At 74.2% G+C, this 13,010-nt stretch carries 12 protein-coding genes; 4 read left to right on the forward strand and 8 right to left on the reverse strand.

The annotated features are described in order from the left end of the window. Window positions 1-18 precede the first annotated feature (18 nt). Together ABEB07_RS01400 and ABEB07_RS01405 are read right to left on the reverse strand one after the other, a co-directional pair. The gene (locus ABEB07_RS01400) at window positions 19-462 is read right to left on the reverse strand and encodes an SRPBCC family protein (RefSeq protein ID WP_164584573.1); all 444 of its coding nucleotides are present in this window, start codon (window positions 460-462) and stop codon (window positions 19-21) included. Between the two features lie 143 nt (window positions 463-605). Continuing rightward, window positions 606-1,442 carry a metallophosphoesterase family protein gene (locus ABEB07_RS01405; RefSeq protein ID WP_176148634.1) on the reverse strand — a complete coding sequence of 279 codons (837 nt, stop codon included), beginning with the start codon at window positions 1,440-1,442 and terminating at the stop codon, window positions 606-608. 315 nt (window positions 1,443-1,757) lie between these two features. On the opposite strand from ABEB07_RS01405, the gene ABEB07_RS01410 reads away from it, so the two are divergent. Continuing rightward, entirely contained in the window at window positions 1,758-3,554 is a 1,797-nt protein-coding gene (locus ABEB07_RS01410) for an AMP-dependent synthetase/ligase (RefSeq protein ID WP_345666654.1), read from the forward strand. A 69-nt stretch (window positions 3,555-3,623) separates the two neighbouring features. On the opposite strand, the gene ABEB07_RS01415 is transcribed toward ABEB07_RS01410, so the two are convergent. Beyond that, the gene (locus tag ABEB07_RS01415; RefSeq protein ID WP_345666655.1) at window positions 3,624-4,769 is read right to left on the reverse strand and encodes a glycosyltransferase family 4 protein; all 1,146 of its coding nucleotides are present in this window, start codon (window positions 4,767-4,769) and stop codon (window positions 3,624-3,626) included. Window positions 4,770-4,974: 205 nt separating this feature from the next. On the opposite strand from ABEB07_RS01415, the gene ABEB07_RS01420 reads away from it, so the two are divergent. Continuing rightward, a complete protein-coding gene (locus ABEB07_RS01420; RefSeq protein WP_345666656.1) occupies window positions 4,975-6,225 on the forward strand; it encodes a glycosyltransferase 87 family protein in 1,251 nt (416 codons plus the stop codon). Between the two features lie 24 nt (window positions 6,226-6,249). Here the strand turns inward: ABEB07_RS01420 and ABEB07_RS01425 are convergent, their stop codons facing one another. The 5 genes from ABEB07_RS01425 to ABEB07_RS01445 all read right to left on the reverse strand — a co-directional run bounded on the left by ABEB07_RS01425 (window position 6,250) and on the right by ABEB07_RS01445 (window position 11,763). After that, window positions 6,250-7,437 (reverse strand): hypothetical protein, encoded by a 1,188-nt coding sequence (locus ABEB07_RS01425; protein WP_345666657.1) that lies wholly within the window; start codon window positions 7,435-7,437, stop codon window positions 6,250-6,252. Window positions 7,438-7,469: 32 nt separating this feature from the next. Next, a complete protein-coding gene (locus ABEB07_RS01430; RefSeq protein ID WP_345666658.1) occupies window positions 7,470-8,513 on the reverse strand; it encodes a C40 family peptidase in 1,044 nt (347 codons plus the stop codon). A 278-nt stretch (window positions 8,514-8,791) separates the two neighbouring features. After that, a complete protein-coding gene (locus ABEB07_RS01435) occupies window positions 8,792-9,844 on the reverse strand; it encodes a C40 family peptidase (RefSeq protein WP_345666659.1) in 1,053 nt (350 codons plus the stop codon). Between the two features lie 269 nt (window positions 9,845-10,113). After that, entirely contained in the window at window positions 10,114-11,463 is a 1,350-nt protein-coding gene (locus ABEB07_RS01440; protein WP_176148641.1) for an NYN domain-containing protein, read from the reverse strand. A 60-nt stretch (window positions 11,464-11,523) separates the two neighbouring features. After that, the gene (locus ABEB07_RS01445; RefSeq protein ID WP_018567422.1) at window positions 11,524-11,763 is read right to left on the reverse strand and encodes a hypothetical protein; all 240 of its coding nucleotides are present in this window, start codon (window positions 11,761-11,763) and stop codon (window positions 11,524-11,526) included. 154 nt (window positions 11,764-11,917) lie between these two features. On the opposite strand from ABEB07_RS01445, the gene ABEB07_RS01450 reads away from it, so the two are divergent. Next, window positions 11,918-12,721: a rhomboid family intramembrane serine protease gene (locus ABEB07_RS01450; protein WP_345666660.1), complete on the forward strand. Its 804-nt coding sequence runs from the start codon at window positions 11,918-11,920 to the stop codon at window positions 12,719-12,721. Continuing rightward, entirely contained in the window at window positions 12,718-12,999 is a 282-nt protein-coding gene (locus tag ABEB07_RS01455) for an Lrp/AsnC family transcriptional regulator (protein ID WP_018567420.1), read from the forward strand. Before ABEB07_RS01450 ends, ABEB07_RS01455 begins: the two co-directional genes overlap by 4 nt. Window positions 13,000-13,010 lie beyond the last annotated feature (11 nt).

Below are 13,010 nucleotides of genomic sequence, written 5' to 3' on the forward strand. Positions count from 1 at the left end.
CGCCCCGCCGTAGACCGCCTAGCGCTCCTTGGACTCGACCCGCTTCTTCAGGCCCGCCAGCGCGCGGTCGATGATGACCTTCTCGGCCTTGCGCTTGATCATGCCGAGCATGGGGATCTTGACGTCGACGGTGAGGCGGTAGGTGACCTCGGTGGCGGCCGGGCCGGAGCGGCGCAGCAGGTAGGAGCCGTCCAGGGAGCGCAGCATCTGGGACTTCACCAGGGTCCAGGAGACCTCGTCGTCGCCGGTCCAGGTGTAGGCGAGGGTCTGGTCGTCCTTGATGGCGCCGGCGTCCATGACCAGGCGCACCTGCTCGGCGCGGCCCCGCTCGTCCGCCTCCAGGACCTCGGCCTCCTTCACCTCGCCGGTCCAGTCGGGGTAGCGGGCGAAGTCGGCGATCACCTCCATGACGTCGGCGGGGGCCGCCTCGATCGTGATGCTCGAGCTGGTGTGTTCCGCCATCGCCGTGGCTCCTCCGGATGCGGGCCGCAAGTCGGGTCTTCGTGCGCACGTGTGTGCAGCGGAAGGCTACCGCGCAGGAGGACGGCGGACTGAACCCCCACCAGTGGACAAGGCGGATGACCCGCCGCGTCGCCCGGCCGCGCTCACCACTCCAGCACCCAGGGGCGGCCCGTCCGCGCGAAGTGGCCGACGTTCACGCACTCGGTGGCGCCGATCCGCATCCGCCGGGCCAGCGGCTGGTGGACGTGGCCGAAGAGGGCGTAGCGGGGGCGGGTGCGGCGGATGGCGTCCAGCAGCGCGCGGCTGCCGCGCTCGAAGCGGCGGGCGACGGTGTCGTAGAGGAGTTCGGGGACGTCCGGCGGGATGTGGCTGCACAGCACGTCGACCTCGCCGAGCGCCTCGACCTTCGCCGCGTACTCCTCCTCGCCGATCTCGTAGGGGACGGGGGTGCCGCCGGTGCGCGCGGAGCCGGCTGCCGGGGGCGGCGCGGCCATGCGCAGGCCGCCGCCGACGAAGCCGAAGACCAGGCCGCCGATCTCCGTCCGCTGCCCGTCCAGCACGGTGATGCCCTCGCGGGCGAACTCGGGCCACAGCGGCGGCATGTCGACGTTGCCGTAGGTGGCGTACGTCGGGGTGGGGAAGGCGGCGAAGAGTTCGGCGTACTGGGCGCGCACCGCGTCCGCGATCACGGCGGCGCGGTCGCCGTCGACGCCCGCCCACAGCCGGGCGCCCAGTTCGCGTGCTTCCGCGAACCGGCGGGCGGTGCGCAGTTCGACGATGCGGCGGGTGTTCTCGGCGCCGAACAGGCCGGGGAGGATGCCGCGCGAGTGGTCGGCGTAGTCGAGGAAGAGGATCAGGTCGCCGAGGCAGACGAGGGCGTCGGCGCCGTCGCCCGCCCTGGCCAGATCACGTGCGTTGCCGTGCACGTCGCTGACCACGTGGACGCGGGTCCTGCGGTTCGGGGCGGGTGAGGCTGCCATGACGATCAAGCGTAGGCGGAGCGCCGCAGTTGTGAACAGTGGCCGCCGCAGGCCGGTTACTGGCCAGTCGTTCAGCGGGTCGACTACTGTGCGCGAGGAAACACCCATCGTGTGACGCAGCGAACATCTCGCCGGGCCCCCTGTCGAAGAGGCCATACCGGCGGGTAACCTCCGGGCAGTCCAGTCGTGCTCTGGATTTCAACCATCGGGGCCGAAAAAGGCTCCTGGTGAAGCCCTGGGCACCGACCGAGCCTTGGACCGCACCGTCGCATCACACAACGTCGTGGCGCCGGCGCCCTATGAGGAGCAGCAGTCTTGCGCGAGTTCAGCCTTCCGGCTTTGTACGAGGTCCCCGCGGACGGGAATCTGACCGACATCGTCCGCAGAAACGCCGCGCAGCATCCGGACGTCGCCGTCATCGCCCGCAAGGCCGGCGGGGTCTGGCAGGACGTCACCGCCCGCGACTTCCTCGCCGAGGTGCACTCCGCCGCCAAGGGTCTGATCGCCTCCGGCATCCAGCCCGGCGACCGGGTGGGTCTGATGTCCCGCACCCGTTACGAGTGGACGCTGCTCGACTTCGCCATCTGGAGCGCGGGCGCCGTCACCGTGCCGGTGTACGAGACCAGCTCGCCCGAGCAGGTGCGCTGGATCCTCAGCGACTCGGGCGCCACCGCCTGCGTCGTCGAGCAGGACGCGCACGCCGCCGCCGTCGAGTCGGTGCGCGAGGACCTGCCCGCCCTCAAGAGCGTCTGGCAGATCGAGGCCGGCGCCGTGGAGGAGCTGGCCCGCGCCGGGCAGGACATCTCCGACGCCACCGTCGAGGAGCGCGGCTCGCTGGCCAAGGCCGACGACCCGGCGACCATCGTCTACACCAGTGGCACCACCGGCCGCCCCAAGGGCTGTGTGCTCACCCACCGCAGCTTCTTCGCCGAGTGCGGCAACGTCGTGGAGCGGCTGCGCCCGCTGTTCCGCACCGGCGAGTGCTCCGTGCTGCTCTTCCTGCCGCTGGCGCACGTCTTCGGCCGGCTGGTCCAGGTGGCCCCGATGATGGCCCCGATCAAGCTGGGCTGCGTCCCCGACATCAAGAACCTCACCGACGAACTGGCCGCGTTCCGCCCGACGCTGATACTGGGTGTGCCGCGGGTGTTCGAGAAGGTGTACAACTCGGCGCGCGCCAAGGCCCAGGCCGACGGCAAGGGCAGGATCTTCGACAAGGCCGCGGACACCGCGATCGCCTACAGCACGGCCCTGGACACGCCCTCCGGCCCGTCGCTCGGCCTCAGGATCAAGCACAAGGTCTTCGACCGGCTGGTCTACAGCAAGCTGCGCGCGGTGCTCGGCGGGCGCGGCGAGTACGCCATCTCCGGCGGCGCCCCGCTCGGCGAGCGCCTCGGCCACTTCTTCCGCGGCATCGGCTTCACGGTGCTGGAGGGCTACGGCCTGACCGAGTCGTGCGCGGCGACCGCGTTCAACCCCTGGGACCGGCAGAAGATCGGCACCGTCGGCCAGCCGCTGCCCGGCTCGGTGGTGCGCATCGCCGACGACGGCGAGGTGCTGCTGCACGGCGAGCACCTGTTCAAGGAGTACTGGAACAACCCGGACGCCACGCGCGAGGCGTTGGCCGACGGCTGGTTCCACACCGGTGACGTCGGCACCCTGGACGAGGACGGGTATCTGCGGATCACCGGCCGCAAGAAGGAGATCATCGTCACCGCGGGCGGCAAGAACGTCGCCCCGGCCGTGATCGAGGACCGCATCCGGGCGCACGCGCTGGTCGCCGAGTGCATGGTGGTCGGCGACGGGCGGCCGTTCGTGGGCGCGCTCGTCACGATCGACGAGGAGTTCCTGGGCCGCTGGTGCGCCGAGCACGGCAAGCCGGCCGGCTCCACCGTCGCCTCGCTGCGTGACGACGCGGATCTGAACGCCGCGGTCCAGTCGGCCGTGGACGACGGCAACGCCGCGGTGTCCAAGGCGGAGTCGGTCCGCAAGTTCCGTATCCTGCCGGCCCAGTTCACCGAGGAGTCCGGCCATCTGACCCCGTCGCTGAAGCTGAAGCGGAACGTGGTCGCCAAGGACTACGCCGCCGAGATCGAGGCGCTCTACGCGAAGTAGCCCCGCCCCGCGCACCGACGGCGCGGCACCCCCGCAGGGGGCGCCGCGCCGTCGCGTTTCCCGACTCGCCTACTCCAGAAGCTCCTTGAGCCGCCCGGCCAGCAGGTCCCAGCGCCACTTCTCCAGCACCCACGCCCGGCCCCGCTCCCCCATGCGGCGGCGCAGTTCGGCGTCGCCGAGGAGGGTGACGACGCGGTCGGCGGCGTCCTCGGGGCTGCCGCCGCGCACCACCCAGCCGGTCTCGCCGTCGAGCACCGCGTCGGGCGCGCCGCCGGAGTCCCCGGCGACGACCGGCAGTCCGGTCGCCGACGCCTCCAGGTAGACGATGCCGAGCCCCTCGACGTCCAGTCCGCCGCGCCGGGTGCGGCAGGGCATGGCGAAGACGTCGCCGGCGCCGTAGTGCGCGGGCAGTTCGGCCCACGGCACCGCGCCGGTGAAACGCACGGCGGCGGCCACCCCGGTGTCGGCGGCCAGGCGGCGCAGATCCTTCTCGTACGGCCCGCCGCCGACGATCAGCAGTACCGTGTCCGGCTCGGCGGCCAGGATCCGCGGCAGGGCCCGGATCAGGGTGTCCTGGCCCTTGCGCCGCACCAGCCGGGAGACGCACACCACCACCGGCCGGTCGGTGAGCCCGAGCCGGGCCCGCACCTCGGCGCCGCCGGAGCCCGGGTGGAAGGTCTTCTCGTCGACGCCGGGCGGCAGTTGGGCCATCCGCGCGGCCGCGGCGGGGGTCAGCGCGCGGGCGATCCGGGAGCGGGTGTACTCGCCGAGGTAGGTGAGGGTGTCCGTGGACTCGCCGATGCGGCGCAGCAGCCCGCGGGCGGCGGGCAGTTGCGCCCAGCCGGCCTCGTGGCCGTGGGTGGTGGCCACCAGCCGCTCGGCGCCCGCGCGCCGGAGGGCGGGGGCCATCAGGCCGAGCGGGGCCGCCGCCCCGAACCACACGGCCGTGCAGCCGTGCTCGCGCAGCAGTGCGGCCGCGTGCCGGGTGGCGTCCGGGGTGGGCAGCAGCATCGTCGTACGGGCCCGTACGACGGTGAAGGGCTGCTCGGCGTCGAAGGCGGCCGTCGCCCGGCGGCCCTCCGCGCTCCGGTTCCAGGTGGAGGCGTGGACGACGAGCCGGCCGGGCTCCAGGCGCAGCGCCATGTTGTGCAGGAAGGCCTGGATGCCGCCCGGGCGGGGTGGGAAGTCGTTGGTCACGACGAGGGTCTTGCGCATCGCCGCCGACCCTACCCAATCCGGCCGCTCCGGCCGGAGGCGGCCACGGGACGTCGAGCCGCGCCCACCTCCCCGGAGCCCCCGGGCGGGCGTACTCCCGTGGCCCGCGCGCGGCGGGCCGGGAGACCATGGCAGGGCGCGGGGCGGACCGGCCGCCCGGCGACGACGGATCGAGGCCGCGGTGGACGGCGGGAGGGGGCCGAGGGTGGACGAGGCGGGCACGGGGCGGCGCACGGCCGCGCTGTGGGCGGTCTGGGGCGCCAGCCGCGCGGTGCTGCTGCTGTGCGCCCTGCGGGTGCTGGCGTTCCCGGGACCGGACGTCACCAGCGACGTGTCGGTGATCTACCGGGGCTGGTACGAGGTGCTGCGCCAGGGCGCGTTCCCGGTGGGCGACGTCGCCTGGCAGTACCCGCCGGGCGCGGCGCTGGCGATCCTCGCCCCGGCCGCGCTGCCCTTCCTCGGCTACGCCACCGCCTTCTTCGTCCTGGCCCTGCTGGCCGACCTGGCGGTGCTGCTCCTGCTGCGGTACGGCGGTCGGGGCCCCGGCCGGCCGCTGCGCGGGGCGTGGGCGTGGACGGCGGGCGCGGCCGCGCTGGGCCCGACGCTGTACGCCCGCTACGACGTGATGGTGACCGCGGTGGCGGTGGCCGCGCTGCTCGCCGGCGTCCGGCGGCCGCGCGTCCTCGGGGTGCTGGCGGGCGCGGGGGCGCTGCTGAAGGTGTGGCCGGTGCTGCTGCTGGTGGGGGTGCGGGGCCCGGCGCGGCGCCGGGTGTGGACCTGGGCGGCGGCCGCCGTAGCGGTACCGGCCGCGCTGCTCGCGTTCGCCCTGCCCGGCGCGCTGTCCTTCCTGACCGCGCAGCGCGACCGGGGCACGGAGGTGGAGTCGCTGGGCGCGCTGGTCTTCCACGTGGCCCGGCACTTCGGCTGGTCGGGGCAGGTGCTGCTGAACTACGGCTCGGTGGAGTTCCTCGGCCCGTACGTCGGCGCGGTGAGCGCCGCCGCGCAGGCCCTGACCCTGGCCGCGGGCGGCTGGCTGCTGCTGTGGCGGCTGCGGGCGCGGCGGTCGGCGCCGCACACGCCGGCGGACGCCGCGTTCACGGCGGTGCTGCTGTTCACGGTCACCAGCCGGGTGATCAGCCCGCAGTACCTGGTGTGGCTGGTGGGGCTCGCGGCGGTGTGCCTGTGCTTCCGGGACAGCGCGATGCGGTGGCCGGCCGTCCTGGTGCTGGCCGCCTCCGCCGTGACGGTGCTGGAGTTCCCGGTGTACTTCGCGGACGTGGTGGCGAGCGACCGGCTCGGGATCCTCCTGCTGTCGCTGCGCGACGGCCTGCTGGTGGCCGCGTGCGCGGGCGCGGGCCGTGCTCTGTGGCGCTCCACGGTGCCCGGGCCCGTCCCGGTGACGCTGCCGGGGCAGGCCGGGGTGCGCGGCCGGCCGGCCGCGGCGCCCCGGGAGTGAGCACCGCGCCGACGACCGCCGCCGTCAGCCCAGTTGGGCGCGCAGGTACTCCCGCCAGCGCGCGGTGAACTCCGGCAGCGTGGTGTGCAGCACCGTGCGCAGCGCGTCCTCGACCGCGCCGGCGCGCCGGGGATGCGTGCCGACGGCCCGGTAGAAGGCGTCGAGCCGGTCCTCGCCCCAGTGGGCGGCGATCATCCGGCAGGCCAGCCAGCCGCCCTCGTAGGCCTGCGCCAGGCGGGTCGCGTCCCCGGCGAAGCCGAAGTCCGCGTCGGCGGGCAGGGCGGTGGGCGCCCGTCCGGCGGCGACGGCGCGCTGGAGTTCGGGGGCGACCTCGTCGGGGGTGCGTCCGGCGCCGCGGTAGCCGGCCCAGTCGGCGTAGCCCTCGGAGAGCCACAGCGGGGTGGCCGCGCCGGTGTGGGCGCGGGTGGCGACGTGGGTGGTCTCGTGGGTGAGCACCACCTGCTTGCCGAGCGGGCCGAGCACGCCGTACGCGTCCGGGTTGACGATGATCCGGTCGGCGGGCGTCCGGCCGCCCCCCGTCTCGCCGGTGGTGACGGCGGCGATCCCCCGGTACTCGGCGGCGGTCGAGCCGAGCAGCGCGGCCATCCGGTCCAGCGAGCCGGGCACCAGCACCACCACCCGGCCGCTCCAGTCGCCGCCCCACGCCCGCGACACGGCCGGCACCGCGCGGTCGGCGAGGCCGGCGTAGGCGCGCAGCGAGCCGGTGCTCTGTCCGACGCCGAGGACGATGCTGTGCGCGCCCCGGACCACCGCCACCGGCCCCTGGTCCCACAGCTGCTGGGCGGCCCGGGGGGCGGGCCGCTCGGAGTCGACGCGCCAGGCGCCGTCGGCGCCGGTGGACAGGGTCAGGGTGCGGGCGACGGTGACGGGCGCGGTGTCGTAGCCGGTCAGCCGGTAGCTCAGGTCCACGTCGGCGCCGGCCGTGCCGCCGCTGCGGCGCAGCGCGGTGACCCGGTAGGACCAGGCGGCCAGGGGCACGGCGGCCAGGTTCGGGTACGGCGCGCGGACGCCGGTGGCGGCGAAGGCGGCAGGGTCGTGGTGCAGGACGGCGGCGGCCCGCCGGTCGAGCAGTCGCTGCACCTGGTGGCGGGCGGTGTCCGTCGGGGCCGGCCCGCCGCACGCCGTCAGTGAGGCGAGCAGCAGACACACCGCCGTCGCCGAGGAACCCGACACCCGCCTTCGACCCGCCACTTCCCGATCGTACGGCGGCCGGGCGGCGGCCGTCAGACCCTGGTGACCGAGGCCACCGGCATCATGTCCACCGGGTCGTAGCGCACGGGCGCGCCCGGGTAGGGGGCGTGGATCACCCGGCCGTGGCCCATGTACATCGCGACGTGGCCGGCGTCGGAGCGGTAGACGACGAGGTCGCCGGGCCGGGCCTGGGAGAGCGGGATGCGCCGGCCGGCGAAGCGCTGCTCCTGCGAGGTGCGCGGCAAGTGCACTCCGGCCTGTGCGTACGACCACTGCATCAGGCCCGAGCAGTCGAAGCCGGAGGGGCCGTTGGCGCCCCAGACGTAGGGGCGGCCGAGCGCGGAGCGGGCGGCGGCGACGGCCGCCGCGGCGCGGCCCGAGGCGGCCGGGCCGCCGTCGGGGCCGGAAGGGAGGTCGTCGCGGCCGAGGCGGGCGGCCCGGTCGTAGGCGGCCCGGTCGGCCGGGGGCAGGGAGTTCAGCAGCAGCCGGGCGCGGGCGAGTTTGCGCTCCACGGTCCGCTTGTGGGAAGCGACCGCCGTGCGGCTCCGGGCCAGTTCGGCCAGGGCCCGGCCGGCCTCGGCGCGCTCCTGGGAGAGGGCGCGCAGCGACTGGCGCAGGTCGTGCAGCTGCTCCGCCTGGTGGGCGCCGATCCGGTCGAGCACGGCCGCCTTGTCGAGGTAGTCGGCCGGGTCGCCGGAGAGCAGCAGGGCGACGGCCGGGTCGAGTCCGCCGGAGCGGTACTGCGCCCCTGCCACCGAACCGAGCGCGTCGCGCAGGGAGTTGACGCGCAGCTGCCGACGGGCGATGCGGTCCTGCCGGTCGTGCACCTCGCGGCGCAGCGCGTCGGCGCGTTCGTCGGCGCGGTCGTAGGACTCGGTCGCCTTCTCGGCCTCCTGGTAGAGCCGGTCGACCTCGGCCCGGGCGTCGCCGTGCGGCGCGGCGGGCGCGGCGGGCGCGGCGGCGGCGGGCAGGGCGCCGAGGGCGGCGGCCGTGACGGACAGGACACCTACGGCGGTGCCGGCGGTGCCGGCGCCGATGACCGACCCGGACGACGCACGGCGGCGATGAGACCCCACGGGAAGCCGAACTCCCTGCACTGGCTGACGGTTGGCGGTCTCCCCACCGCCGGGGGGCGGTGCGCCCCGGCGGCGGGGAAACGCGGCAGACAGTAGCCGCGCGGTGACGCACCGGCCAAAACGCCTCGGCGCGCGCACAGCGCTGCGCCCCGCCTCCGACACAGGTCAGAGGCGGGGCGCGGGGTCGCTGCGGGCCGCCGTGATTCGCCCGTTCGGGCGGTACGGGGCCGTGATCCGGACGCGGCCCGGGCGGGCCCGGGCCGGGTCGGCGGCGGGTGTCAGACGCGGACGCCGAACTGGAAGGGCATGTTGCCGATGGCCTCGTAGCGCACCACGGCTCCGGTGTGCGGGGCGTGCAGCACCTGGCCGTTGCCCGCGTACAGGCCGACGTGGTGCAGGTCGCCGTAGAAGAAGACGAGGTCGCCGACCTGGAGCTGGCTCTGCGAGTAGATGCGCTGGCCGATGTTGGCCTGCGACTCGGAGGTGCGCGGGATGGAGACGCCGGCCTGCGCGTAGGCCCAGGAGGTCAGGCCCGAGCAGTCGAAGGAGGACGGGCCGGTGGCGCCGTAGACGTAGGCGGAGCCTATCTTGCTCTGCGCCGCGGAGAAGGCGGCGCCGGCCCGGCCGGAACCGGCGGAGATCTTGCCGGGGTTGCCGGTGTCGCTGTTCAGGGCGGCGCGCTCGCTGGCCCGGCTGGCGCGGTTCTGCTCGGCGGTCAGGGCCGCCTTCTCCTGCGCGGTCAGGGAGTTGAGCAGCTTCTGCGCCTCGGCGAGCTTGCTCTGGACTTCCTTCTTCTTGTTGCCCAGCTCGGTGCGGGTGGCGGAGAGGTCCTTGAGCTTGGCGCCGGCCTCGGCGCGCTCCTGGGCGAGTTCGCGCTGCTTGTCCTGGATCTTCTTCAGACCGTCGGCCTGCTGGCCGCTGACCTGGTCGAGGGTGGAGGCCTTGTCCAGGTAGTCGTCCGGGTCGGCGGAGAGGAAGAGCTGGAGCGAGGGGTCGATGCCGCCGGTGCGGTACTGGCCGGCCGCCATCGAACCGATGCCGTCGCGCAGCTTGTTGAGGTCCTGCTGACCGCGGGCGACGTTGTCCTGGATCGTGGAGATCTCCTTCTGGAGCTTCTCCTGCTTCTCCTTGGCGCCGTTGTACTTCTCGGTGGCCTGCTCCGCCTGCTCGTAGAGCGCGTCGACCTTGGACTTGACCTCGTCCTTGCTCGGCTTCTCGCTCGGCGCCGCGTTGGCCGCCTGGGCGCTGATCGCGACGGCCGCCGCCGCTGTCGCGGTGAGCACGGTCACACGTGCGCGGCTGGGCTGCTTGGGTCGACGGTGGGACGCCACGGAAGCGATCTCCTTCTTTTGGGTGATCACCCGCTTGGAGGTTCGAAGGCAGACCCTAGTGACCTCATCGTGATGAATTCAAATCCCACAACAGAAAATACCGCCTCCCGAGAGGTTTCTTTGCACTCAACTCACGAGAAGTGAACTCAGGTTGACGCTGAGCGACACCGACGCGTCGGCCAATTCGGGCGTTACACCCCTACGTTGGGATTGCGGCGCGAATTGCCTTATGCCCGTTTTCGGTCGCGCGGCCGGCCGGGCGCGCGGCTTCAGCCCCGCGAGAAGCGCTTCAGCAGCATCGCCGACGCGACCGGCCGCGCCCCGGCCTTCGCGACCCCGTCGGCGACCTCGCGGTCGGTGGAGGCGACGATGACCGGCCGGCCGGGCGGCTCGGCCCGCACCAGCTGGCGGATCAGCTCGTCCGCGGTCACCCCCGGCTTGGAGAACAGCACCCGCACCCCGCGCGGCGGCGCGAGCAGCACCGGCGCCACCAGTTCGGCGCCGTCGAAGACACAGGTGACCTCGGCGCCGGTCTGCGCGGCGAGCTGTGAGAGCTGGCCGAGCAGTCTGAGGCGCTGCTTCTCCAGCGGCATCTGCGGATAGCCGGTCTTGGTGACGTTGTAGCCGTCGACGACCAGGTGCGCCTGCGGCAGCTCCAGCAGCTGGTCCAGGATCGCCGGGTCGTGCTCGGACAGCGCGCGGGCGGCGATGTCCTTCGGGGTCATCCGCCCCGGCTCCACCGCGTCCACGGTCTCGGCCGGCCGCACCGACACCGGCGGCAGCGCCAGCTCCCGGCGCAGCCCCTGGGCCGCGTCGAGCACGGTGTCCAGCAGCAGCCGTACCCGCATGTCCTCCACGCTGCGCCCCTCGCGGGCCGCCTTGCGGGTGGCCTCCAGCGCGGACTCCGCCTCGGCGAGGCGCGCCTTGAGCCGCCGGGTCTCGCTCTCCGCGGCCGACACCTGCGTCTGCCCCTCGGCGCGCACCGCCTCCGCCTCGGCCCGCGCCTTGCGCAGCGCCGCCTCACCGCGCTTGACGTCGCTGAGCGCGGCGCGCAGCTTGCGGTGCAGCGCCTCGGTCTCCTTCCTGGCCGAGTCCAGCTCGGCGCGCAGCCGCTCGGTCTCCGCGCGGGTCAGCTCGCGGGCCGCGGCGAGCTCGGCGCGCAGCCGCTCCAGCTCGGCCCGGCTCTCCTCGCCGGCCCGCTCCGCGTGCGCGCGCTGCACCTCCTCGCCGGCGGCGGTCACCAGCTTCACCCAGCCCGGCGGGCGCAGTACGTAGGCCGCGGCCGCCACGTCGAGCGGGTCCGCGGCCGGGGGCGGGGAGCCGGAGTCCAGGGCGCCGGACAGCTCCGGCTCGGCCTCTCTGAACTTCTCCCCCACCCGCTGCCGGAACAGCGTGTCGCCCTCCAGCGCCGCCGCCATCGCGTTGCCGGCGAACTTGGCCCGGCGGTTGGGCGCGAACCGGGCGTACTGGCGCAGCTGGGCCGGCAGCTCGGCCACGGTCAGCCGGCCGAAGGCGTCGGCCACGATCTGCACCACCCGGCGCCGCACACCGTCGGGCAGGGGACGGTCGAGCACCTCAGCGGCGCCGTCGTCCGGCTCCCCGCCTCGTGTCTCCACCATCCTCACCCCAATGTCTTGCCTGATCCCCGTCCGGGGATCGCCTGTAGGGGCCCGCTCCGCTCAGGAGCCGGCGCCCGGCCTGTCCACGAGTTCCACCTTGTCCACCGCGTTGCACCAGCGGCAGCGGACCGACTCGATGGTCTCACTGACCACTTCGCGTTCCTCGACGGTGGGCTCGCCGGCCAGGTCCAGGTGGACGTACTCCACGACCTTCGACGAGCGGGTCACGTCGAAGCGGGTGAGGTTGCCGCAGAGGGTGCAGCGCCACCGTGTCGTGGCGGTCGGCAGGGGAACCGTCATCGAGGCTTCACTTTCCTTCTCGTCTCCGTGACGCGCCAGCTTCCCCGGAGCGCCGGCTCGTAACCCTACGGCCTGCCGGGCCCTCGCCGCCCGGGTGTCCACGGCGGCGAGGCGGTCTGTGCTGATGCGTCCCGTTACGCCATGCTCTGTGCACATGAGCGGGTACAGGAACACGGTGGCCGTCCGGGCGGCCAGGGCCCTCCGGGCGGCGCGGACCACGCCGGCGCCGGTGACCAGGACGCTGATCGTCCTGTGCTGCGCGGTCTTCGTGATCGGCCCGGCCGGGGGACTGAACCCCGCCTACGGCACCGGGGACGCGCTGCTCGCCGCGCAGCAGACCTACTTCCGGCGCTGGGGCGTGATCCCGGCCGACCTGTTCACCGGCTCCGCCCGCGCCGCCCTCACCCCGGCCACCGCCCTGTTCGTGCACGGCAGCTGGGTGCACCTGCTCGGCAACATGCTCTTCCTGCACGTCTTCGGGGCGATGACCGAGGAGCGCATGGGCCGGACGCGGTTCACGCTGTTCTACGCCGGCTGCGGCTACCTCGCCCTGGTGGGCTACGCCGTCGCCCACGCCGGTTCGGACCAGAGCCTGGTGGGAGCCTCCGGGGCGATCTCGGCGGTGCTCGGCGCCTTCCTCTACCTGTTCCCGAGGGCGCGGGTGACCAGCGTGCTGCCGTTCCTGTTCTTCCTGCCGCTGCGGCTGCCGGCGTGGGTGGTGCTGCCGTTCTGGGCGGCCCTTCAGTGGCTGGCGGCGGGCCGGGCCGCTCAGGGGCCGGGGGTGGCCTATCTGGCGCACGTGGTGGGCTTCGGGCTCGGCTTCCTCTTCGCGTGGGCCCGGTTCGGCGGGCACGGCCGCCGCGGCCGGGGCTCCGGCGGGGCGGCGGTGGGCGCCGGGCGGACGACTAGAGTGAAGGCCAGCCCCGCTCCGGCCCCCGAGGGAGAGAACCAGCCGTGATCACCGCGATCGTCCTCATCAAGACCAGCGTGGACCGGATCCCCGAGATCGCCGAGCGGATCGCCTCGCTGGAGAGCGTGAGCGAGGTCTTCTCCGTCACCGGCACCTACGACCTGATCGCCATGGTGCGGGTGGGCCGGCACGAGGACCTGGCCGAGATCATCCCGGGCCGGATCAGCAAGATCCCCGGCGTGGAGGCGACGGACACGCACGTGGCGTTCCGGACGTACTCGCAGCACGACCTGGAGGCGGCGTTCGCCATCGGCCTGGACTCCTGACCGGGCGTACG

The organism is Streptomyces similanensis (assembly GCF_039543625.1).
GTDB lineage: Bacteria > Actinomycetota > Actinomycetes > Streptomycetales > Streptomycetaceae > Streptomyces > Streptomyces similanensis.